Source organism: Flavobacterium sp. Sd200 (genome assembly GCF_009826935.1).
GTDB lineage: Bacteria > Bacteroidota > Bacteroidia > Flavobacteriales > Flavobacteriaceae > Flavobacterium.
The window spans coordinates 86,442-109,405 of record NZ_WUMN01000005.1 but is presented as its reverse complement, the minus strand read 5'-3'; the positions used below and the strand labels follow the sequence as shown (position 1 = coordinate 109,405).

The 22,964-nt window shown below is 38.8% G+C and carries 17 protein-coding genes; 6 read left to right on the top strand and 11 right to left on the bottom strand.

The window, feature by feature from the left end; translation table 11 throughout:
• Window positions 1-50: 50 nt before the first annotated feature.
• Window positions 51-935 carry a 3-hydroxyacyl-CoA dehydrogenase family protein gene (locus tag GR160_RS14085; RefSeq protein ID WP_160750529.1) on the bottom strand — a complete coding sequence of 295 codons (885 nt, stop codon included), beginning with the start codon at window positions 933-935 and terminating at the stop codon, window positions 51-53.
• A gap of 45 nt (window positions 936-980) precedes the next feature.
• Window positions 981-1,946, bottom strand: coding sequence for a Gfo/Idh/MocA family protein (locus GR160_RS14080; protein ID WP_160750528.1), 966 nt, complete (start codon window positions 1,944-1,946; stop codon window positions 981-983).
• 167 nt (window positions 1,947-2,113) lie between these two features.
• Here GR160_RS14080 and GR160_RS14075 point away from each other — a divergent pair, with 167 nt between their 5' ends.
• Window positions 2,114-2,761, top strand: coding sequence for a protein-L-isoaspartate(D-aspartate) O-methyltransferase (locus GR160_RS14075; RefSeq protein WP_160750527.1), 648 nt, complete (start codon window positions 2,114-2,116; stop codon window positions 2,759-2,761).
• A gap of 50 nt (window positions 2,762-2,811) precedes the next feature.
• Here GR160_RS14075 and smpB read toward each other — a convergent pair whose 3' ends face one another.
• The 4 genes from smpB to gcvT all read right to left on the bottom strand — a co-directional run bounded on the left by smpB (window position 2,812) and on the right by gcvT (window position 7,317).
• On the bottom strand, window positions 2,812-3,270 hold the full coding sequence (gene smpB, locus GR160_RS14070) for an SsrA-binding protein SmpB (protein ID WP_160750526.1): 459 nt from the start codon (window positions 3,268-3,270) through the stop codon (window positions 2,812-2,814).
• 134 nt (window positions 3,271-3,404) lie between these two features.
• Window positions 3,405-4,118, bottom strand: a complete 714-nt coding sequence (locus GR160_RS14065; protein ID WP_160750525.1) for a YebC/PmpR family DNA-binding transcriptional regulator — start codon at window positions 4,116-4,118, stop codon at window positions 3,405-3,407.
• A gap of 64 nt (window positions 4,119-4,182) precedes the next feature.
• Window positions 4,183-6,219 (bottom strand): S41 family peptidase, encoded by a 2,037-nt coding sequence (locus GR160_RS14060; RefSeq protein ID WP_160750524.1) that lies wholly within the window; start codon window positions 6,217-6,219, stop codon window positions 4,183-4,185.
• 3 nt (window positions 6,220-6,222) lie between these two features.
• Window positions 6,223-7,317 carry a glycine cleavage system aminomethyltransferase GcvT gene (gene gcvT, locus GR160_RS14055; protein ID WP_160750523.1) on the bottom strand — a complete coding sequence of 365 codons (1,095 nt, stop codon included), beginning with the start codon at window positions 7,315-7,317 and terminating at the stop codon, window positions 6,223-6,225.
• A gap of 190 nt (window positions 7,318-7,507) precedes the next feature.
• Between gcvT and GR160_RS14050 the strand changes: the two genes are divergently transcribed.
• Window positions 7,508-7,774: a zinc ribbon domain-containing protein gene (locus GR160_RS14050; protein ID WP_160750522.1), complete on the top strand. Its 267-nt coding sequence runs from the start codon at window positions 7,508-7,510 to the stop codon at window positions 7,772-7,774.
• A gap of 2 nt (window positions 7,775-7,776) precedes the next feature.
• On the opposite strand, the gene lgt (GR160_RS14045) is transcribed toward GR160_RS14050, so the two are convergent.
• The 5 genes from lgt (GR160_RS14045) to folE all read right to left on the bottom strand — a co-directional run bounded on the left by lgt (GR160_RS14045) (window position 7,777) and on the right by folE (window position 12,233).
• The gene (lgt, locus tag GR160_RS14045) at window positions 7,777-8,718 is read right to left on the bottom strand and encodes a prolipoprotein diacylglyceryl transferase (RefSeq protein WP_160750521.1); all 942 of its coding nucleotides are present in this window, start codon (window positions 8,716-8,718) and stop codon (window positions 7,777-7,779) included.
• Window positions 8,719-8,830: 112 nt separating this feature from the next.
• Window positions 8,831-9,778, bottom strand: coding sequence for a prolipoprotein diacylglyceryl transferase (gene lgt / locus GR160_RS14040; RefSeq protein ID WP_160750520.1), 948 nt, complete (start codon window positions 9,776-9,778; stop codon window positions 8,831-8,833).
• Between the two features lie 22 nt (window positions 9,779-9,800).
• A complete protein-coding gene (gene yidD / locus GR160_RS14035; protein ID WP_160750519.1) occupies window positions 9,801-10,052 on the bottom strand; it encodes a membrane protein insertion efficiency factor YidD in 252 nt (83 codons plus the stop codon).
• 6 nt (window positions 10,053-10,058) lie between these two features.
• Window positions 10,059-11,540, bottom strand: a complete 1,482-nt coding sequence (gene cysS, locus GR160_RS14030; RefSeq protein WP_160750518.1) for a cysteine--tRNA ligase — start codon at window positions 11,538-11,540, stop codon at window positions 10,059-10,061.
• 21 nt (window positions 11,541-11,561) lie between these two features.
• Window positions 11,562-12,233, bottom strand: a complete 672-nt coding sequence (gene folE, locus GR160_RS14025; RefSeq protein ID WP_160750517.1) for a GTP cyclohydrolase I FolE — start codon at window positions 12,231-12,233, stop codon at window positions 11,562-11,564.
• Between the two features lie 391 nt (window positions 12,234-12,624).
• On the opposite strand from folE, the gene GR160_RS14020 reads away from it, so the two are divergent.
• From GR160_RS14020 to GR160_RS14005, 4 genes are all read left to right on the top strand, one after another.
• The gene (locus GR160_RS14020; RefSeq protein WP_160750516.1) at window positions 12,625-18,864 is read left to right on the top strand and encodes a T9SS type B sorting domain-containing protein; all 6,240 of its coding nucleotides are present in this window, start codon (window positions 12,625-12,627) and stop codon (window positions 18,862-18,864) included.
• 222 nt (window positions 18,865-19,086) lie between these two features.
• Window positions 19,087-20,808 (top strand): sensor histidine kinase, encoded by a 1,722-nt coding sequence (locus GR160_RS14015; RefSeq protein WP_160750515.1) that lies wholly within the window; start codon window positions 19,087-19,089, stop codon window positions 20,806-20,808.
• A 5-nt stretch (window positions 20,809-20,813) separates the two neighbouring features.
• On the top strand, window positions 20,814-21,503 hold the full coding sequence (locus GR160_RS14010) for a LytTR family DNA-binding domain-containing protein (protein WP_160750514.1): 690 nt from the start codon (window positions 20,814-20,816) through the stop codon (window positions 21,501-21,503).
• 227 nt (window positions 21,504-21,730) lie between these two features.
• Window positions 21,731-22,894: an RICIN domain-containing protein gene (locus GR160_RS14005; RefSeq protein WP_160750513.1), complete on the top strand. Its 1,164-nt coding sequence runs from the start codon at window positions 21,731-21,733 to the stop codon at window positions 22,892-22,894.
• Window positions 22,895-22,964 lie beyond the last annotated feature (70 nt).

Below are 22,964 nucleotides of genomic sequence, written 5' to 3'. Positions count from 1 at the left end.
TTTTAAAAATTTCATGAAATATAGAATGCTATGAGCATACAATACTTTGATTATTTCTTATACGCCACTTTATCTGCTTTTTTACTTTCACTGTAATCATAAAAACCTTCACCTGATTTAACGCCAAGCTTGCCTGCACGAACCATGTTTACTAATAAGGGGCAAGGGGCATACTTTGGATTTTTAAATCCATCATACATTACATTCAGTATCGAAAGGCAAACATCAAGACCAATAAAATCGGCCAACTGCAATGGTCCCATTGGGTGCGCCATACCCAGTTTCATTACAGTATCTATTTCATAAACACCTGCTACGCCATTATAAAGAGTCTCAATAGCTTCATTAATCATAGGCATCAAAATACGGTTAGCTACAAAACCAGGATAGTCATTTACCTCCACAGGTACTTTATCCAGTTTTTCAGAAAGATCCATAATGGCTTTTGTAACTTCATCTGTTGTGCTGTACCCCCTGATTACCTCTACCAGTTTCATAATAGGCACAGGGTTCATAAAGTGCATGCCTATAACCTTATCCGGTCTGTTGGTCACTGCCGCTATCTGCGTAATGGATATAGATGATGTATTAGTAGCAAGTATTGTATGCTCGCCACAATATTTGTCGAGATCCTTAAAAATTTTAAGCTTAAGGTCTACATTCTCTGTTGCAGCTTCAATAACAAGGTCAGTATTAACTACGCCATCTTCAATATCGGTATAGGTAATAATGTTGGTTATGGTTTTTGCTTTATCTTCAGGGGTAATAGTGCCTTTCGCTACCATTCGGTCTAAGTTGGAAGCAATTGTATTCATTCCCTTATCTAACGATTTTTCAGAAACATCGATAAGCTTAACACTAAAACCATTTTGGGCAAAAACGTGCGCAATGCCATTGCCCATGGTGCCTGCACCTATTACTGCTATATTTTTCATTATGTAGTAAGTTGTTTGTTTGAGTTGTTGCAGAGTGTTTTTAGTTTACTTTTTAAAACACTCAATAATTTTGTATGCTACTCTAAGCGCTTCGGTACCATCTTCAAGAGTTACAACTGGTGTTGTATTGTTGTTTATGGCTTCGGCAAAAGTTTCCAATTCATCAAGTATGGCATTGTTTGCAGCCACATCGGGATTATCAAAATAGATCTGCTTTTTGATCCCCTCGGCATTTTGGAGTATCATGTCAAAATCGCCCGGAATTTCGGGTGCATCTTTCATTTTCACCACTTCACATACCTTGTCTAAAAAGTCGACTGAGATGTATGCATCTTTTTGAAAAAATCGCGACTTACGCATGTTTTTCATCGAAATGCGACTTGAAGTAAGATTGGCTACACAGCCGTTCTCAAATTCGATACGGGCATTGGCAATATCAGGGGTATCACTAATTACAGATACTCCACTGGCGTAAATATTTTTCACTTTGCTTTTTACCACACTCAATATTACGTCAATGTCGTGTATCATCAGGTCGAGTACCACAGGAACGTCTGTTCCCCGGGGGTTAAACTCGGCAAGACGGTGCGTTTCTATAAACATTGGGTTTTCTATCTTAGCCTTAGTAGCTGTAAAGGCCGGATTAAAACGCTCCACATGTCCAACCTGACCTTTAACGTTGTATTGATTGGCAAGTTGCAGGATCTCTTCTGCTTCCTCAATAGTATTGGCGATGGGTTTTTCTATAAATATGTGCTTGCCTGCTTTTATAGCTTCTTTAGCACATTCAAAATGCGAAAGGGTAGGAGTAACAATGTCTACCACATCTACAGCAGCTATTAAATCGGCTATAGTATCAAATTTTTGGTAGCCAAATTCTTTAGCAACTTTTTCTGCATTATCACTATTAGGATCGTAAAAACCTACAAGATCATATTTTTGAGACTGGTTGAGCAAACGCAGGTGTATTTTGCCTAAATGACCTGCGCCTAAAACGCCAACTTTTAGCATAATAATTAATTTTTATCAAAAATAACATTATTTACTTTGATTTTGCAAAACTCTGCCATCAAATTAAGTAGGCATATTTTACAATTACTAATACTATTGTGTGCCCCCAAACGCTTGCTTTTTATATAAATTGTTTTTTAAATTTACAAAAAATCAATTTCCCTCTTTTGAAAGATACAGCCAAACATCAAGGACTTAGAAATCAGCTTGCCTCAGTTTTACAGCAAAAAGGTATTACTGATAAAAATGTGCTTGATGCCATTAAAAAAGTGCCAAGACACCTATTTTTAAACTCCAGTTTTGAAGATTATGCCTATCAGGACAAGGCTTTCCCTATTGGCGCCGGACAAACCATTTCGCAACCCTATACAGTGGCTTTCCAAAGCCAGTTGCTTGAAGTAAAGAAAGACGATATGGTACTCGAAATAGGTACCGGGTCGGGCTATCAAACCGCTGTATTATATGCAATGGGGGCAAAGGTGTACAGCATAGAACGCCAGCATGAACTTTTTAAATCTACCTCTCTGTTGCTACCCAAATTAAACATACGTCCAAAATTATTGACTTTTGGCGATGGTTATAAAGGACTGCCCAACTATGCGCCTTTTGACAGTATAATTGTTACGGCAGGGGCACCAATGATACCCCAGCCGCTAATGGCGCAGCTAAAAATTGGCGGAAGGTTGGTTATACCCGTTGGTGGCGATGGCGAACCGCAGATAATGACCATGCTGGTGCGTAAAAACGAAACCCAGTTTGAGAGGCACGAGTTTGGCGAATTTAGGTTTGTGCCTTTGTTAGAAAATAAAAATTAGTAGTATCAAAATATAACAAAAAAGAGGTTCAATTTTGAACCTCTTTTTTGTTATGATCTGTATTCTTTTTTAATACGGGCAATATCGCGTTTAGTGTCCTGTTCTTTAAGGTTTTCGCGTTTGTCATAGTTTTTACGTCCACGGCAAAGACCTATTTCCAGTTTGGCTAACCCTTTTTCGTTGGTAAACAGCCTTAGTGGTATTATAGTTAATCCTTGGTTCTGAACACTTTTATGGAGGCTTTTCAGCTCTTTTTTATTCAGTAGCAGTTTACGTTCGCTTTTGGGCTTATGGCTAAAACTGCGGCTAAAGGCATATTCTTCTATGTTAGTATTTATGGCAAAGAGTTCATGTTCCTGAAACTCGCAAAAACTTTCGGCAATAGAAGCCTTTCCCAACCTGATGGATTTAATTTCAGAACCTGCCAGTACAATGCCGGCAGTGTAGCGGTCTATTATTTCATAATCAAACCGTGCGCGCTTATTTAATATGTTAACCGTTTTTTGCATAAGGACTGCAAATGTAGCTACAATACTTTAATGTAGCAATAGTGTTAAGAAATGGTTTGCAAAAGTGTTTTGTACGCTGTTATAAAAAAAGGCTGCAAAAGCAGCCTCTAAATATTGTGTTATGCAGTACAATACTATTCCTGCATTGTATGATATACGTTCATTACGTCGTCATCTTCCTCGATCTTTTCAAGAAGTTTCTCTACGTCGGCAACCTGGTCTTCTGTAAGTTCTTTAGTAACCTGTGGTATTCTTTCAAATCCGGACGAAAGAATCTCAATACTACGGCTTTCAAGCTCTTTTTGTATAGCGCCAAAGCTTTCAAAAGGAGCATACATTACAATACCTCCATCCTCATCTGCAAATATCTCCTCTACACCAAAGTCTATCATTTCAAGTTCAAGCTCTTCAACATCGCGCCCTTCGGCAGGTATGCGGAAATTACAGGTATGATCAAACATAAACTCTACCGATCCCTGAGTGCCTAAGGCTCCGTTGCATTTATTGAAATAACTGCGAATGTTTGCAACAGTACGGTTGTTATTATCGGTAGCAGTTTCTATAAGTATAGCAATTCCGTGTGGTGCATAACCCTCAAACAATACTTCTTTAAAGTTGGCAGTATCTTTGTCTGATGCTTTTTTAATGGCGCGCTCTACATTGTCTTTAGGCATGTTGGCTGCCTTGGCATTTTGTATAACAGCCCTTAGCCTTGAGTTAGTCTCTGCATTTGGTCCGCCTTCTTTAACGGCCATTACTATATCTTTACCAATCCTTGTAAACGTTTTGGCCATTGCCGACCAACGTTTCATTTTCCTGGCTTTCCTAAATTCAAACGCTCTTCCCATAATTAAATAATTAGCGGCACAAATTTATAATTATTAGCCGTTTTTGCAAAAACAATTTAGTGTGTTATTGTTTATAATTGTTTATATCCTGTAGTATTTGCATCCCTTCAAAAATATAAGGGTCTGTTTTTACCAGTTTTATCTTAGATTCATTTACCGATCTGTAAAAATCGTCGTTTGTTTTTACAGAGGCAGTAGTGTTGCTAACGTTTATGGTGTTCTCTTTTTCCATGTCCGATGTTATTTGTTTCCAAAGCGCATCAGTTATGTGTACTTCATCATACACATTCTCAAAAGTTACGGGCAAAGGTGGTTTTTGAGATTTATATATACTGTTAATTTTTACGTTAGCTGCTTTAATATCAGTGAGGGTTTTGTTCTCGTTTATTCTTTTTCTGCTCAGTTCGATAGCTTGTTTTAAAGCATTGACCGGCATTTTAGAGTAGCGGAGGGTAATGTTTATGCTGTCGTTTTTTATAGCGGTAGGCATTGTGCTTTCCCTTGGAAGCATGTCGTTAAAAAATGTAGGCAGTTCCACATCAGGAACAATACCTGTATATTGGCTGCTTTGTCCGTTAACCCTATAAAATTTATCAATAGTAACCTTAACAAAATCAGTCTGGTTTCTATCGTCAAGCGGTTGTATGGTTTGCATTGTTGCCTTGCCTACTGTTGTTGTGCCTACAATAAGTGCGCGGTTATAATCCTGCATTACGCCCGCAAAAAATTCGCTTGCCGAAGCCGTAAAACCATTAACCAAAACTACCATTGGGCCGCTGTATAGCATGCCGCGGTTATAATCACGAATTACATTATAATCCATGTTTTTATCCGTTACCACTGCAATAGGGCCAAAGCTTATAAACATCCCTGCCATGCGGATAACTTCGTCCATTGAGCCACCACCATTGTATTGCAGGTCTATTATAAGGCCCTTAATACCGTCTTTTTTAAGTTTTTCAACCTCTTTTGCTACATCTTCAGCCACGCCGTTTTGCTCACCAGTATCGAAAGCGCTGTAAAAACTTGGTATTTTTATGTAGCCTGTTTTATTATTGCCTTCTCCCAGTACAAAGCTGTAAACGCTGTGGTCATCAGCTTTCATTATTTCTTTCTTAAGATTTACACTATAAAGTGTACCGTCTTTTTTTCGAAGCGTGATCTCCACATTTTTATAGCTGTCGCTAAAAACAATGTTATTTATAGTTTCCATCGATGCACACGATACGGTATATTCTGTATCATTAGCGGCAAGCTTAATTATTTTGTCTCCTTTGTCTACTTTTTTTGTTCCAAAAGCGGGGCCGCCCGGCACAACTTCTTCAACTATTATTTCTTCTTTTTCGTTTTGACTAACGTAAAGGCCAAGCGAATAATTCTCGGTTGAGATGGAAGAAACAAACGATGCCTTTTCATTATAATTGAAATAGGTAGAATGCGGATCAAAATAAGAGCAGAAAACCGAATAAAAACGGTTATACATGCTGTTTTCAAATCCTTCAGACGGCGTAAGCAAACTGTTTACACGGCATAAATAAGTATCTATAACTTTTGCTTTTGACGTTGCAAACAACGCTGGGACCTTACCTCGCAGAGAATCTTTATTTTTACTTAACAACGAAATGTCTTCGAGTATATCAAACGTAATTTTTTTGCGCAAAAATTTCTTGATCCGCTCCGGATCTGAGTGAAAAGGGAACGTTTTTTTGCTGTAATAAATAGTGTCTTTAGTGTTGTAAGTAAGTGGCTCTTTAGCTATTTCCTCAACAAATTTTTTGTTGCGCTCCAACGCCTTTTTATAGTTGCTTATAAAGTCTTCAAAAAATGCGCAGTTCCTGTCTTTAATATAATCGTCTATTTTATACTTGTGGGTTTCAAGTATTTCGCTTTCACTTTGCAAAAACAATATGCGGTTATCGTCGAGTTGGCTCATAACCGTATTAAAAACATAACCCGAAAGACTGTCGTTTACAGGTTTGGGTTTATAATGCCTGGTTTGCATTATGTTGTTGATACTGCTAAAAACGCTGCATGCCTTATCATGCCCCTGTGCCAGTGCGTTAAGAGAACATAATAAGGCCAATACAGCTATTTTTTTCATATTTTATGCAGTTTCTTCTTTTTTATAAAATGGCAGTTTTACTACTGTTGCAGGAACATCGTTTTTACGGATGCGAATAAATATCTCACTTCCGGGAGCAGCATACTCGGCAGGAACATAGCCAAGGCCGATACCTTTATTTAAAGATGGTGCCATAGTACCCGATGTTACAATACCAATTACATTTCCCTGTGCATCGGTAATTTCATAATCATGACGCGGAATACCTCTTTCGGTCAGTTCAAAACCTACAAGCTTACGCGTTACACCTGTCTCTTTTTGTAGTTTTAGCGACTCTGAATTTACAAAATTTTTATTGAATTTGGTAATCCATCCTAATCCTGCCTCAAGAGGGGAGGTGCTGTCGTTTATGTCGTTGCCATAAAGGCAAAAGCCCATTTCTAAACGAAGTGTATCACGGGCAGCAAGGCCAATTGGTTTAATATCATAAGCAGCGCCGGCTTCAAATACTTTATTCCATATCTGTTCGATCTCGCTGTTCTTTGCATAAATTTCAAAGCCACCGCTTCCGGTATATCCTGTTGCTGATATAATTACATGTTCTATACCTGCAAAATCGGCTACCTCAAAGTGATAGTATTTTATAGCAGCAAGGTCTACACTTGTTAAAGATTGCATAGCTTCCATTGCCATAGGACCCTGTATGGCCAAAAGCGAATAATCATCGCTCAGGTTGCGCATAGTTGCCCCCATATCGTTATGAGATGATATCCATGCCCAGTCCTTTTCTATATTAGAAGCGTTTACAACCAGCAAATACTCTTCATCTTTAATTTTATATACAATAAGGTCGTCTACAATACCTCCGTCAAGATTGGGCAAACATGAGTATTGTGCCCTGCCTATAGTTAGAGTAGCAGCATCGTTAGTAGTAACTTTTTGTATAAGATCCAGCGCTTTAGGTCCGCTTATAAGGAATTCACCCATGTGCGAAACATCAAAAACACCCACACCGTTGCGCACGGTTTCATGTTCTGCATTAACACCTTCATACTGTACAGGCATATTATAGCCTGCAAACGGAACCATTTTTGCACCAAGTGCTTCATGTATGTGCGTAAGCGCTGTATTTTTCATTTAATGTAAAGTATAAGTTTTAATGCGCTAATTTATTGAAAAAACTGCAACACGAATAAGGTGTTTTTAACAATTATGATTAATTAACGAATTGTGACTTATATGTTAATTACTGTATTTAAAATAATGTTAGAGATGAATATCTCATGACTCTTAATTTTATAAATTTATAAAAATATTTTTAAACAAAATGGAACAGAAAGTGTATAAAAACTGTCAAAGTTGTGGAATGCCTTTAAAAAAATCGCCCGATGGCGGCGGTACTAATGCCGATGGCAGCAAAAGCACAATATATTGCTCTTACTGTTACCAAAATGGCAGTTTTACAAAGCCAGACATGACTGCTGTACAAGTGCAGGATTTTGTAAAACATAAAATGAAAGAAATGGGTTTCCCGGGATTTCTTGCAGGGTTGTTTGCCAAAGGAATTCCAAAGTTAAAACGCTGGAAAAATTAAAACTATAGTATTTTGGGTTGTTCCTTTGCTTTAAATATAAGGTAAAATCCAATTAATATAAACGGTATGCTTAGCCATTGACCGGTGGAGAAAACATGGAGTTGTTCTTCAAAACCACCCTGACTTTGTTTTACAAATTCTACAGCAAACCTTATGCTCCATAACAGTATAAGGAAAACTCCAAACAGTAATCCCGGTTTGTTTCGCGAATCGGTTTTCCAATACATATAATACAAGACGGCAAATACTATAATATAGCCAGATGCCTCATACAATTGTGCCGGATGCCTGAAAGGTATTTTAGCAAGCGTATCGGCAAAGTTGGGGTTGCCGGCAATCATTTTATAAGCAGTATTTGCATCGGCCTGGCGTGTAATACTCATGGCCTGTTCATCTGTAAGCCAGTTTTCGCCTCTCACAAACCGCACGGCTGTGGGTAGGGCAGGAGAGGTTTCGCTACCTAATATCTCGCTGTTAAAAAAGTTTCCGATCCTTACAAATGCTCCGCCAATAGCAACCGGAATGGTAATCCTGTCCAGTACCCAAAGCACTGGTCGGTGTATTATTTTTTTACTGTACCACACTACCATTATAATAGTAGCTATTGCAGCCCCGTGGCTGGCAAGGCCTGTAAAGCCTGTAAATGTAAGCTCGGGTTCAAATTGAAAAGGAATTAAAATCTCGGCCGGGTGATCTTTAAAATAAGCCCAGTCATAAAAAAATACATGCCCTAAACGAGCGCCAAGAAATATCCCTATAAGGCTGTATATAAAAAGTTTGTCCAGTTTTTCTATATTCTCACCTTCGTGGTCAAATATTTTTTTCATTAAAAACCAGCCTAATAAAAAGGCAGCCATAAACATCAGGCTATAGTAGTGCAGGGTTATCGGGCCAAGAGGAATGCCTTTATCTGAGTTCCAGGTAATGCTTAAAAAATTTGTCATTAATGGGTATTTGTTCTATAAGTAGTAAGATTAACCTTATTGTTACAAATGTATTTATTATAAATGCAAAAACCGGGCATTAGTCCGGTTTTTGTTTATAATGTGTCTGCTATTATAGTGTTTCTGTCCTGTTTTTGGCTGTAAATATTAAATAAAGCCCTGCCAGCATAAATGGTATGCTCAACCACTGTCCGGTTAGCAATATCGGGTTCTCACCTTCAAAGCCACCCTGGCTTTGCTTAACAAATTCTACTACAAAGCGCACTGTCCAGAGCAATACTAAAAACACACCAAATATAAGCCCATGGTACTTGCGTGCAGGTGTTTTCCAATACATATAAAATATAATGGCAAAAACAAATACATAGCAAATGGCTTCATACAATTGTGCCGGATGCCTGAACGGAATAGTGGCCAGTGTATCGGCAAATTTTGGGTCATACTCTATCATTTCGTATGCTTTGTTAACATCGGTTTGCTTTGTTATTTGCAAAACGGCACGTTTGCCAAGATGGTCTTCTCCACGAATAAACCTGATTGCAGTAGGAGTATCCGATGAAGTTTCGCTGCCTAATATTTCGCTGTTAAAAAAGTTGCCAAGCCTCACAAATATACCACCGCTTGTAACAGGTAAAACTATCCTGTCTAAAACCCAAAGCACCGGGCGGTGAATAATCTTTTTACTGTACCAAATAACGGCAAGTATAATGGCAATGGCAGCACCATGGCTGGCAAGACCTGCAAAGCCTGTAAATTCAAATTCGCCTTTGTCGTCCCATCTAAAAGGCAACAGTATTTCGGCAGGATGCTGGCTAAAATATTCCCAGTCATAAAAAAATACATGTCCAAGCCTTGCGCCTAAAAGTGTAGCAATTAGGGTATATATAAAAAGTTTGTCCAGCTTATCTGCCGATTCGCCTTCGCGGTCAAATACCTTTTTCATGATAACCCAGCCAAGGCAAAAGGCAACCACAAACATAAGGCTGTACAGTCTCAGGGTTATTGGACCAAGATGAAAAGCTCCCTCAAAATTCCAGGTCATGCTTAAACTGTGTGTCATTTTTTATAGCAATTTTAGTTGGTTAATGTTTATGGGCGCAACTTTTTTGCGGCACAGGGTCATATCCTTTGCCGCCCCAGGGGTTACAGCTTGCAATGCGCTTTAGTCCAAGCCATCCGCCTTTTAACAGCCCATGTGTTTGCAAAGCCTCTATTGAATATTGAGAACAGGTAGGAGTGTACCTGCAAACCGATGGCAGAAGCGGCGATATAGCAACCTGATAAAGGCGTACCAGCCAAACAAACGGAAGTGTTATGATCCGGCCTGCCTTCATAAAAGTTTAGTTTAGGGTAAACGTAGTGCCTTCTTTGCTGTCTTTCAGTTCTATGCCCAATTCGCCAAGTTTATTCCTTATAAGGTCGCTCATGGCAAAGTCTCTATTTGCCCTTGCTTCGTTGCGCATGCCAATCAGCATGTTTACAACACCCTCAAGCTTATCATTTCCAGCTTCGTTTCCAGCTTCATTTTTCAGGCCAAGAACATCAAACACAAACATATTTAATTGTTTTGTCAGTGTTTCAAGGTCTACGGCATTCAGGGTTTCCCTGCCGTCTTTAAGCAGGTTGATGTATTTAACGGCTTCAAACAATTGTGCTATAAGTATAGGGCTGTTAAAGTCGTCGTTCATGGCATCATAGCAATGCTGTTTCCATACACCAATATCTATAGTAGAGGCTGCGGCAGGCTTAATTTCTGTAACGTTATCAAGCGCTTCCATAAGGCGGTTATAGCCTTTTTCTGCTGCAAGAATGGCATCGTTACTAAAATCAAGCACACTGCGGTAATGTGCCTGCAGTATAAAAAATCGGGTAACCGATGGGCTAAAAGCCTTGCTCAGCACCTGATTGTTACCGCTGAATATTTCGCGAGGCAAAATATTATTGCCTGTAGACTTAGACATTTTTTTGCCGTTTAGCGTAAGCATATTGGCATGCATCCAGTAGTTTACAGGAGAGTGGCCTGTAGCAGCTTTATTTTGAGCAATTTCGCACTCATGGTGTGGAAATTTAAGGTCCATACCACCACCGTGAATGTCAAATTTATTGCCAAGATATTTGGTGCTCATGGCAGTACACTCAAGGTGCCACCCCGGAAAACCGTCTCCCCATGGCGAAGGCCAGCGCATAATGTGTACAGGTTCGGCTTTTTTCCAAAGGGCAAAATCGGCAGGGTTGCGTTTCTCTTCCTGCCCGGCAAGCTCGCGCGAGTTGGCCAGCATGTCGTCTAGATTACGTCCGCTCAAAATGCCATAGTCGTGTCCTTCGTTATATTTAACTACATCGAAATACACCGATCCGTTGCTAACATAAGCAAAACCGTTGTCTATTATTTGTTTAATAGTTTCTATCTGCTCTATAATGTGGCCGGTTGCTGTTGGTTCTATCCCCGGAGGAAGGTTGTTAAACAGTTCCAGTATCTGATGAAAATCTACCGAATACCGCTGAACAATTTCCATTGGTTCCAGCTTCTCGAGCCTTGCCTTTTTTGCAATTTTATCTTCACCTTCGTCAGCATCATCTACTATATGTCCCACATCGGTAATGTTGCGCACATAGCGCACTTTATAGCCAAGATGTTTTAAGTACCTGTACACAAGGTCAAAAGATATAAAGGTGCGGCAGTTGCCCAAATGCACATTGTTGTATACGGTTGGACCGCATACATACATGCCCACGTTGCCGGGGTGCAGGGGGGTAAACATTTCCTTTTCGCCGCTAAGCGAGTTGTATATCTTTAAAGATTGGTCCTGGTACAATTGCATATATATAATAGGTGTTGAAAATTAAAACTGAGTATCCAGTTTAATATAATCTAAAAACTCCCTCCTTACGTGTTCGTCTTTAAATTTACCTCCAAATTCAGAGGTTACCGTGCTGCTTTCAATATCGCGAATGCCGCGCGAGTTTACACAAAGGTGCTTGGCATCTATAACGCAGGCAACATCTTCTGTGCCAAGAACGCGTTTAAGTTCCTGAACAATTTGTATGGTAAGGCGTTCCTGTACCTGAGGGCGTTTTGCATAATAGTCTACAATGCGGTTCATTTTAGAAAGCCCCACAACAGTGCCGTTGCTAATATAAGCAACATGTGCACGGCCTACTATAGGCAGCAGGTGGTGCTCGCAGGTAGAATATACGGTAATATTCTTTTCTACAAGCATCTCGCCATATTTGTATTTGTTCTCGAAAGTAGAAGAACTCGGTTTTTTAGTTGGGTTAAGCCCGCCGAAGATTTCTTTAACGAACATTTTTGCTACACGGTTTGGGGTTCCTTTCAGGCTGTCGTCAGTAAGGTCCATTCCAAGGGTTAGCAAAATATTTTCAACATCTTTTTTTATTGCGGCAATCTTGTCTTCGTCGCCCATATCAAAAGCATCCGGCCTTAAAGGCGTCTGGGCGCTTGTTGCAATATGGTTTTCCCCAATTTCGTCGCGGTTATCGTCGCTATGGATCATTTATATTGTTTTTACTGTAAAAAATCAGAATGCAAAGATAATTATAAAAGTTGATTTTAAGCCTGATGGTGTCATTGGAATTTGTGAGCGCATTTTGGGTCTAAATTTTATAACATTTGAGGTTTTTATCGTGATATTTTGAGTGTTAAAATTGTGTTTAGTAATTTAAAGTATTAAGTATTAATACGTAGGCTAATGTTAACGTTTTGTAAAATGTTGCTTTGCAGTTGATTATGTGCTATGTTTATGAAATTTAGAGATTTATTGAATTATTTTTAACTTTTGCGGTAGGGTTATTTGTATTTGATTTGTTGTAGTAAAAAAATATGTTTTTTTTATTGGCTTAATACCAATTTATTGTAAATTTCGCGTTTTAAAATTATCTTAAAAAATGATGAAAAAGTACCTCCTCTTACTTTTGCTTGCATTTAATGTTTCCGTATTTGCCCAGAGCCCCACTTGTGGTGCGCAAACGCAGTTTTGCGGAGACGTTACACTGCCTCCTTTTCCTAACAGTACCAATGCCGGTTCTGCCTCTTTAAACGAGGCTGCAGGTTATGGTTGTTTATTTACCTATCCTAACCCTGCCTGGTTTTATACTCAGGTTGATGAGAGTGGAAGTATAACTTTTACCATTTCTCAGGAAGATGCTGCCGGTAATGGTATCGACGTGGATTTTATTGCCTGGGGGCCTTTTACCGGGCCGCCGCCAATTTGTGGACCTTCAAACTTAAATGCAGGAACACAGGTTGGGTGTAGTTATTCTCCTATTGCGGTAGAAACCTTTACTATACCATCGGCTGTTTCAGGACAGTATTATGTACTCTTATTGACAAACTTTAGTAACAGGCCGGGGCTTATTACTTTTGAACAAACAGGAGGTACAGGTACATTGAACTGTTTTGGTTGTGAATTTGAGGAAATAGATGATTTTACACTTTGTAATGGCGAAATTCACCCTGTAACAGCGGTGTTAACTTCAACAATATCAACATACGATCCTGCTCAAACTACATATCAATGGTCAAGGTCGGCTACTCTGGCAGGTGCACCGGGCACTAATATTCCTGGAGCGGTAACGCCAACCTTAAATATATCATCTCCGGGTGTATATACAATTACGGCAAATAATACTTATTGTGGTAGTAGCGGTGTTAGCGAAACCTTTGTGGTCACGGCGCAGGCACCTTTTCCTACTTCCAACCCTCAAAACCTCACGTTTTGTACACCCAATCTCCAGCCTCCGTATTCCTATAATCTGCGGGATAACGATCCTGTAATACTCAATACGCAGGATCCTACGCGATACCTCACCTCATTTTATAACAGTTCGGCAGAAGCCAACGCGGGTACGCCTGCAATTGCTGCACCAACGGCATATATATCTCCGGGTGGTGGTGAACAGATTTTTGTAAGGATCGATGATGCTATTACAGGCTGTCATATAGTTCGTTCTTTTACATTGAGTGCAGACTGGTCTCCGGTTGCAAACTTTGCTGCCGATATACAGGTGTGTGATAATCCTGCTAACGACGTAGCCAATGGTGGCCCGGGCATAGAAATATTTGATATTACATCTCGTTATTATGATATTTTAGGTGATCAGGATGAAACACAAGTGTTTTTGTCTTTCCACAGTTCTATGGCTAATCTTGTGGCAGGGGTTTCCATACCGCGACAAACAAGTGTGTCAAGTAGTGGTCAAACCATATATGCACGTGTGAGTAATGCCAATAACCTTACTTGTTATGATGTTGTTACATTCCGTCTTATAGTAACACCATATCCTATAATCGTGCCTCCGGCACCGGGTTATGGCTGTACTAATGATCCATATCTTCTGCCTGCAATTTCTGTTGGTGGATATTATACACTTCCGGGTGGAGCGGGTAGAAGGATGCCGGTTGGAGAGGCTATATCTACAGACAGTACTATATATATATATGCAGAATCGGGTACTACACCTAATAACTGTACTGATGAGGATAGCTTTACTGTAACAATTATTCCTGAACCGGTGGCTCAGGTGTTGGCTCCTGTAGTTGCCTGTAGCAGTTATGAGCTTTTACCTTTAGATCCCGGTAACCGTTATTTTACAGCACCGGGTGGCCCTACAGGTGGTGGTACAGAACTTTTTGCCGGAAGTATTATAACTACTCCTGGCTTAAACGTACTGTATGTTTATAATGAATCGGGTAGTGCTGCTACACGAATCTGTACAGATGAAGTTTCGTTCAATGTAACCATCGAAATACCTCCAACTATATCGGCTCCAACCGCTATGGAAACCTGTGATGACTTTAATGCAGATGGTCTGGAAGAGTTTGACCTGACTATTGCAGGTGCGCAGGTTGTTGGTGGACAATCTAACCTTGTGGTTACTTACCATAATATTTATGCCGAGGCAGAGATCGGGGCTAACGCAATTCAGCGTCCGGCTACTTATAGAACAGGTACTACTACTATATATATACGTGTAGTAGAACAGGGAGCCCTTTCAAACTGTCCGTCAATAGAAACATTGCAACTTACAGTGCATCCTAACCCCATACCGGGATTACTTGCCGATTATACCGTTTGTGATGTAAACAACTCGCCTGATGGTATAGAAGAAGCAGACTTACATGTATGGGATTCTCAGGTTACCAGCGATCCTGCTAATACTGTAGTATATTATCTTAGCAATACTGATGCACAACTGGATCAGAACCGTATTGCTGACCCAACACATTTTAGAAATACCATTCCTTGGGAACAACGTATATGGGTACGTGTAACCAGTCCGTTTAGCTGTGTAGGTGTAGGTTCATTCCTGTTTAAGGTTACACCACTTCCTGTTACTAATCCAGCTTTACAGCCGTTTTATGTTTGTGAAGAGGTTTCTTCTCCGGGCATAGGTATATTCGACCTGCCTGGTATGGATACCGAAATTACACTTGGTGCAGCCGGATATACTGTTACCTACTATGCAACACTTGCGGATGCAGAGAACCCTACTACAACTACCGAACTTCCTGATAGCTATGTAACAGCATCTACAACTATATATGCAAGGGTAGAAAACTACAGGACTTTATGTTATACTGTTACGCCTGTACAACTTGAGGTACAGCCGTTGCCGGTTATTGCGAGCCTTGCAATTGTAAACTCATGTGACCCTAACAACGATGATGTAACTGTATTTAATCTACAGCCAACGCTTGATGCAATTTCTGCAGCCAACAGTAATGTAACGGTAACGGTTTATGAAACTCATGAGGATGCTTACTACTTTGGAGGAAGAAATCCAATTCCTGATCCATCTAACTATACTAACCTTACAAGATATACCGTAAATGGTTCACAAACGTTATATGTTCGCGTAGAAAATAACCTTACCGGATGTTATAATGTAGCAGAGCTTACCATAGTGGTAAATCCTGTGCCGGAAGCTACAGACCCACTTCAGGATTATGTGATTTGTGATAACGGTGCAGTAGATACTGATGGCCTTGGGGTATTCGACCTTACATCTTACAGCGCTACAGTGTTAAACACTATGAACCCTGCGCAGTTCCTTCTAAGTTATTTCCATAGCTATGATGATGCGGCAGACGATAGCAATGCTATTACAAACCCGGCTGCTTATTTAAGCTCTTCATCATCTGAAATTGTTTATATAAAAGTTACAAATAGTGTAACTGGCTGTTATGATATAGTAGACCTGCAACTAACGGTTAATCCGCTGCCGGTTGCTAATCAGCCTACACCAATTTCATTATGTGATGATGATAATGACCAAAACCAGGTATTTGACCTGACAACTAAAATACCTGAAATTACAGGTGGTGCTGATGGAGTAGATGTAACTTTCCATGATACGTTTGTGGATGCTGATGGCGGCACAAATGCCTATACAGAAGCTCAAACCCTTAACTACACTAATAGTTCGCCTGGTGTTGAAACTATATTTGTGAGGGTTACTAACAGAGATACCGGATGCTACCGCGTTGTTCTTTTAGATGTTCGTGTAGAGGCATTGCCAACACTAACACTTCCAACTGCCGATGACCTTGCATTATGTGATACAGATGGTGACGGTTATACTATTATAGATCTTACTGCCCTTGTTGCCGATATGGTGAACCATGGTGGAGCAAGTGTAACAGTTAACTTCTATGAAACAGAAGAAGATGCGCTTGATGGTGTTCGTCCAATACTGAACCCTGCACAATATATGAACCTTAATCCGTTCAGCCATAATGTTTGGGTGGTTGCAGAAAACGCTGCCGGTTGTTCGTCTATTCCGGTTATGTTAACCTTTACTATTTCGCCTGCACCACAGGTTCCGGATCTTGATCCTTTAGAAAAATGTGATGACGACGATGACGATCAGGATAACAGGGTAGAGTTTGACCTTACAGAGCAGGATGCGATTATTCGTGTTGCTCCGGGCATTACATCTTCTACTTTAATATACTATTATGCAAGTGAGGCAGATGCCAGAAATGGTGGGCCAAGAATTATAAGGCCGGCGCGTTACGTTGGTACTGGCGGAACCTTTATTTGGGTGCGCACAGAAGACCCACTTACAGAGTGTTTTAGTGTTACAAGCTTTGAGCTTATTGTTAATAAGCCAGTTGATGTTACAGAACCTACACAGCTTGTAAAATGTGATCCGGTGTTATCTAACCCTTTCCCGCAGGCAGAGTTTGACCTTACAGTTAAAGACGAAGAGATACTTGCCCCTACAGGTCTTGGCCAGCTTAATGTAGTTACTTACTATGAAAGCGATGCAGATGTTGCAGCAAACAATCCAATTACAAATCCTGAGACTTATACCAACCCTCCCGGTGAGAACCCTAAAACATTGAGTGTTGTGGTTACTACTCCTGAGGGATGTATTAGCCAGACATACCTAACCATTAGGGTATTACCACAGCCTACGCCTAATCCGGCACCGGATCCGTTAGAACTATGTGATGAAACTAATCCTGGTGATCTTGTTGAAGAGTTTGACCTTACACTGGCTGCACGAAACATACTTAGAAATGCGGCTAATACAGTTCTTACTTACTATGTTGAGCTTGCTGATGCTGAGCTGGGTATTCCGGGTACTGAAATACCAGATCCTACGCAGTATGAGAGTGCAAGTGCTATTATATATGTACGCGCTTCTCTTGCAGGAAGCGAAACAGGCGATGCAAGTTGTGCACAAGTTGTGCCGTTAGAACTTATAGTAAACCCAATGCCAATGACATCGGTAGAAACCTATGCAATCTGTCAGCAACCTTATACAGGAACTGCTACTTTTGACCTTGGCAACTATCGTAACGAAATACTTGGACCGGGTGCTGTTCAAACAGATTATATTGTTCGTTTTTATGCTGATGATCCTAATGTTGTAGCTCCTGGAATTAACAATCCTACGTTACCATTTTTGTATAACACTGCCACAACAACAATATATGTTTCGGCAGAGAATATTGCTACGGAATGTAAGATAGTACTGCCTTTACTGTTATCAGTAGAACCGCAAACTATAGCTAATGCTGTAGATGCTTCTGAATTTATTGAATGTGATTATGACGGTACTAACGATGGTTTCTTCGAGTTTGATCTTACCCTTGCCAATGATGATATTGTTGGTGCACAAGGTCCGCTTGCAAACTATGATGTTACATTCTATTTGACAGAAACAGATGCCCTGGCAGGTGTTAACCCAATACCAAACCCAACAGCTTATACTAATGTAACGGCTAACAGCCAAACTATTTGGGCAGAGGTTAGAAACAATCAGTATGATTACGGTTGTCCAGCTTATGTAAGCTTCAATCTTGTGGTAACACAGCTTCCTGAGCCTACTGGTATAAATGGAGATGATCTTCATACAAGTTGTGTTGACTTTATAGATAATACTTTAGTTTATAATTCAGTACGCTTAGATAGTGGTATACCTGCCGGTGCAGGTCATACATACCAGTGGTTTGTAGATGGGGTAGCTATACCTGGAGCAGTAGCCTCTACTTATGATGCTGTAGAAACCGGCACATATACGGTAGTAGCTACAGGTCCTACAGGTTGTATATCTGAGCCGTCTGCCGGATATGATGTGGTTAAATCTGGCCCTGCAAGCCTTATTGGCGATGGTTATGTAGTTAGCAATGCTTTCTCTCAAAACCAATCTATAACGGTGCTTGTTGAAGGTTTTGGTAACTATCAATATAGTATGTATCCTAACGGACCTTGGCAAAACTCTAATGTATTTACTAATGTAGCTACAGGTTACCATACAATATACATAAGAGACATTACCGAAGAGAATGAAGATTTGAGATGTGATGTCGTAACGATCGAAAATGTAAGTACTATAGATTATCCTAAGTTCTTTACGCCTAATAACGATGGCTATAATGATTACTGGAACATTATTGGTCTTGCCAACTTCCCGTCTTCTCAAATATTCATCTTTGACCGTTATGGCAAGCTCATCAAACAGCTTAGCCCTAAGAGTAATCCTGCCGAAGGCCAAGGATGGGATGGTACTTTCAATGGAGTGCCGCTACCATCTGATGATTACTGGTTTACTGTAACCTTCCCTGAAGGAAATACAGTACGGGAGTTTAAAGCTCACTTTGCTCTTAAGCGATAACAGTTTATAATTTTTTAATAAAACAAAGGCCGGAAGAAATTCCGGCTTTTGTTTTTTATATTCTTTAATTACTTTATAGTGATAGTGAATTTAAAGATCTCTTGATGATTTTTTGGGTTAAAGGTTGGATATTGTAATTCTATCCCCAAAAGTGCTTTTGTGTCCCTAAATTCATTAGTTAGGTAACAGATTGTTTAATTTTAAACTTTAGTTATTAATTGTATGAAATTGCTGTATCATTTTTTTAGTTGCTTGTTTTTACTCACTGGTTATAATCTGTGGGGTCAACATACTTCTTTTACTAAAGAGATAAAAGTAATAGATAGTCTCATCCGATATGACCATTTTGAAAAAGCTTTATTAAAAACAAAGGTTTTATACAATAATCTTGAGAAAGCAGATAATGAAAAGTACAAAACTGAATTACTGGAATTACAGTTTAGAGAAGCCGTGATATATGATGAGAACGAAAATTCTTCAGTTGAGCCTCTGAAAATATTATTGAAAATAATCGACGAGGCAGAAAAAGAAAATCTACACTCGCTATGTTGCAGGATTTACTTAATGATTGCATTGGCTTATGAAAAATCTAACCATCTTGAACTCACTGATAAATACCTGAACAAAGCTTTTTCAAAATATAAAGTTCATAATTTAAAGGAACTTTACAGTACATATTGCATCAGAAGAAGTTCATATTACAGAATAATAAATAAACTTGATTCTCTCAACTATTTTGCCCTGCAGGCTGAAAAATATGCTACAAGGTTTAATAATGAAAGAGATTTATTAGATGCTTATTTATTGATAGGAGCGTATGCTTCAAAAAGCAAAGATTATCAAAAATCATTAGAATATGGTTTAAGGATACTGAAGTACAAAAAACAACAAAATCAATATCATGAAATAATGTTTCAGTACAATAATGTCTCTTTTAAGTATTTAAAAATGCAAAATTATACCGAGGCTCTGAAATACAACGATTCGGCCTATATTTTTCAAAAAAAGTTCAATTCTCAAAATGAAGAGTATTTACCCCAAATCAGGTATCAGATATATGAAGGTCTAGGCAATACAGATTCAGCATATTATTACTTCAAGCAATATCATGATAACTTACAGCTACTGCTGGCTCATGAAGAGAAGCTAAAAATAAAAAGAATAGAGAAACAGTATGAAAGTGATAAAAATGAAGCCACTATAAAAGATAAGGACAGACAAATGATCCTGATTGCCAGTTTACTGGCGGTTATTATACTTGCATCTATTTTACTTTTAGGAAAGAACAAACAGATAAACCATAGAAACCGTATTATCAATCAACAGTTGGGTGAGTTGACAAAGCTTTTGGAGCAAAAACAGGTGCTTTTGTCTGAATTGCAACATCGCGTCAAAAACAACCTCCAACATGTTATCAGTATCCTTGAAATACAAAAGGAGTCTGCGGATTTTAATAACATTGACGAATTGATAAGAGGAAATCAAAACAGGATTCACTCGATGGCTTTACTTCATAAGAAATTGAATTTAACGGACAATGTAAAGGATATTGATCTAAAAAAATACATTACTGAACTGTCTGAGGTTGTAATAGAATCTTATGATAATCACAAAAAGAAAATCAACATCAATATTAATTGTGAGATACAAAAAATATCAATAGAAAAGGCATTACCTATAGGCCTAATACTTGTTGAACTAATTAGTAACAGTATAAAGCATGCTTTCAAAAAAAGAAGTATTGGGATTATAAACATTGAACTTACTAAAACACATAATGCAAATAAGATATATTATTCTGACAATGGTGATGGATTTGACTTCAATAAAACTACTGATAAAGGATTAGGTTTGGAAATTACAAAAGGTTTGATAGACCAAATTGACGGGACTATTGAAGCTAAAACGGATAGGGGTTTCGAGTTAATAATTTATTTCAAGTAAAAAATATGCCAATAAGATCAATTTTAATAGTAGAAGATGATTTTCTAAACCGACGGCTTTTAAAGAAAGTGTTGCTGGAAAACGGGTATAATGTTTTAGAAGCTAAAAACTCGAAAGAAGCTTTAGAAGTATTAAAAAAAGAATCGGTTGTATTTATAGTTTTGGATATCAATCTTGGGGTAAATGAACAGGATGGTATTTCGCTGGGTCAGCAAATAAAAGATAAATTCTCAATTCCATTTATCTATTTGACCGCTTATGAAAATCAGGAAATAATAGAAAGGGCAGTTTCTACTTCACCTTATTCTTATCTCACAAAGCCATTCAAGAACAGCGACCTGATTGCGGCAATAGAAATTGCAATCAGGCATTCTGCCAATTTTCTAAAGCAAAAGCCGTTCATCCATGTAAAAGAAGGCGATCTTAATGTGAAATTGGAACAGGGAAAAATCAACTATATAGTATCTGAAGGTAATTATCTGCTTTTTTATACTGATGAAAAAGTATATAAAACACGCTCTACAATTAAAAACATACTAAATGAGCTTTCTGATTCGATGTTTATACAAACACATCGGGCATATGTGGTAAACAAAAGCAAGATCGAAAAGTTCAGTAATAAAAGCCTTGTCATTGGAAATGCCAGTATTCCTATCTCAGAAAATTATCTGGAGGAAGTAAAGCAGTTTCTTTAAACATCTCCCATCTTCAATAATCAAAAGCAAGCGCTCCTATATCGATATAGGAGCGCTTGCTTTTTAATTTTTATTAAAATATAGTCGATTTTTAGATTATATCCCTAAAATAGCCATTCTATCCCTAAAAATTTATAGTTAGACAAATGTTAAAAATATTTGCAGTCAAAATGCAGGGAGCCGAAAATGCATCACAAGAGTAGGCATATACAAATAATCATTACACCATGAAAAAAATTAAATTTTTAATTGCTGTACTATTTCTCGCTACAGTTAGCGTTACAGCACAAACAAAAGGGGTAAAGTTTAACCCTTCTTACAAAGGGTATTATTTACTGAAAACCCAATTTAGGGGCGATGGAGAAGCGCTGGAAAGCAATGGGGCTGAAAGCAAAACTATGAATGGCGCAGCTTTTATGTCTGCTCAAAAAGGTAATCCTGTGGGGCAACAATGGCAATTTGTTGAGGATCCTGTTAACAAGGGATGGTACCGCCTGCAAAGTAAGCTTCATGGCAGTAAAAAGAGCCTTGAAGGCAATGAAATAAATGGAAAGGCTAAAAATGGAGCCGCTTTTATGGACGATACTAAAAATGTTACCGGGCAGCTGTGGAAAATTGAAGATGCCGGGAATGGCTATTACCGTTTAAAGACCAAATTTCAAGGAGCTAATTTTTCGCTTGAAGGTAACCAGGCTCAGGGCGGCAAAGGCGGAAATGCCTATATGGAAAAGCAGCAAAATGTAAGCGGACAGCTTTGGTATTTAGTAGAAGTTAATCCTGAGGTAGTTGCACAAGATGCTTCTTTAACGCAAGGAATTAAATATGGAGATATTATATATCTTCAAAACGGGTGGAACAACTATGCAGGTGGTTTCTTAGATACAAGAGGATATCAAAAAGATTTCGAGAAGACTGGTAATCACCTTTGTGTATCTACAGCGCTATCAGAAAACAGAGATAAAGGCAGTGGTAGCTGGAAAGTACTGTCGGCATCAGGAAAAGCTATAGGCACTAATGTTTTGATAGGTGATGATGTTTATTTAGTAAATCAGTGGAATAATGGTAACGGAGGATATTTAGATACAAGGGGATATCAAAAAGATTTTGAAAAAACAGGTAATCATCTTTGCGTATCTACGGCAACTTCCCAAAACAGGGATAGTGGCAGTGGCACCTGGAAAATTATCGGGAAAAATAACGGTACTCCTCTTAAAGATAGTTCTGAGGTCTATTTAAAAAATGGATGGAACAAATTTAATGGAGGATATTTAGATACAAGAGGATATCAAAAAGATTTTGAGAAAACAGGTAATCATCTTTGTGTATCTACTGCAATCTCTGAAAACAGGGATAAAGGCAGTGGCACATGGAAAATTAAACTTAAAAAGTAATAATAGCAATATGGTCAAAAGTAGTGCTCTTTTGACCATATTCTCTAACCGTAAATTTTTATAAAAATGA

What these genes read in the sequence shown, in the direction of transcription:
- GR160_RS14085 (WP_160750529.1), bottom strand. Translation starts at nt 935, where the DNA reads ATGAAAAATATAGCAGTAATAGGTGCAGGCACCATGGGCAATGGCATT.
- GR160_RS14080 (WP_160750528.1), bottom strand. Translation starts at nt 1,946, where the DNA reads ATGCTAAAAGTTGGCGTTTTAGGCGCAGGTCATTTAGGCAAAATACAC.
- smpB (WP_160750526.1), bottom strand. Translation starts at nt 3,270, where the DNA reads ATGCAAAAAACGGTTAACATATTAAATAAGCGCGCACGGTTTGATTAT.
- GR160_RS14065 (WP_160750525.1), bottom strand. Translation starts at nt 4,118, where the DNA reads ATGGGAAGAGCGTTTGAATTTAGGAAAGCCAGGAAAATGAAACGTTGG.
- GR160_RS14060 (WP_160750524.1), bottom strand. Translation starts at nt 6,219, where the DNA reads ATGAAAAAAATAGCTGTATTGGCCTTATTATGTTCTCTTAACGCACTG.
- gcvT (WP_160750523.1), bottom strand. Translation starts at nt 7,317, where the DNA reads ATGAAAAATACAGCGCTTACGCACATACATGAAGCACTTGGTGCAAAA.
- GR160_RS14050 (WP_160750522.1), top strand. Translation starts at nt 7,508, where the DNA reads ATGGAACAGAAAGTGTATAAAAACTGTCAAAGTTGTGGAATGCCTTTA.
- lgt (WP_160750521.1), bottom strand. Translation starts at nt 8,718, where the DNA reads ATGACAAATTTTTTAAGCATTACCTGGAACTCAGATAAAGGCATTCCT.
- lgt (WP_160750520.1), bottom strand. Translation starts at nt 9,778, where the DNA reads ATGACACACAGTTTAAGCATGACCTGGAATTTTGAGGGAGCTTTTCAT.
- yidD (WP_160750519.1), bottom strand. Translation starts at nt 10,052, where the DNA reads ATGAAGGCAGGCCGGATCATAACACTTCCGTTTGTTTGGCTGGTACGC.
- cysS (WP_160750518.1), bottom strand. Translation starts at nt 11,540, where the DNA reads ATGCAATTGTACCAGGACCAATCTTTAAAGATATACAACTCGCTTAGC.
- folE (WP_160750517.1), bottom strand. Translation starts at nt 12,233, where the DNA reads ATGATCCATAGCGACGATAACCGCGACGAAATTGGGGAAAACCATATT.
- GR160_RS14020 (WP_160750516.1), top strand. Translation starts at nt 12,625, where the DNA reads ATGATGAAAAAGTACCTCCTCTTACTTTTGCTTGCATTTAATGTTTCC.
- GR160_RS14015 (WP_160750515.1), top strand. Translation starts at nt 19,087, where the DNA reads ATGAAATTGCTGTATCATTTTTTTAGTTGCTTGTTTTTACTCACTGGT.
- GR160_RS14010 (WP_160750514.1), top strand. Translation starts at nt 20,814, where the DNA reads ATGCCAATAAGATCAATTTTAATAGTAGAAGATGATTTTCTAAACCGA.
- GR160_RS14005 (WP_160750513.1), top strand. Translation starts at nt 21,731, where the DNA reads ATGAAAAAAATTAAATTTTTAATTGCTGTACTATTTCTCGCTACAGTT.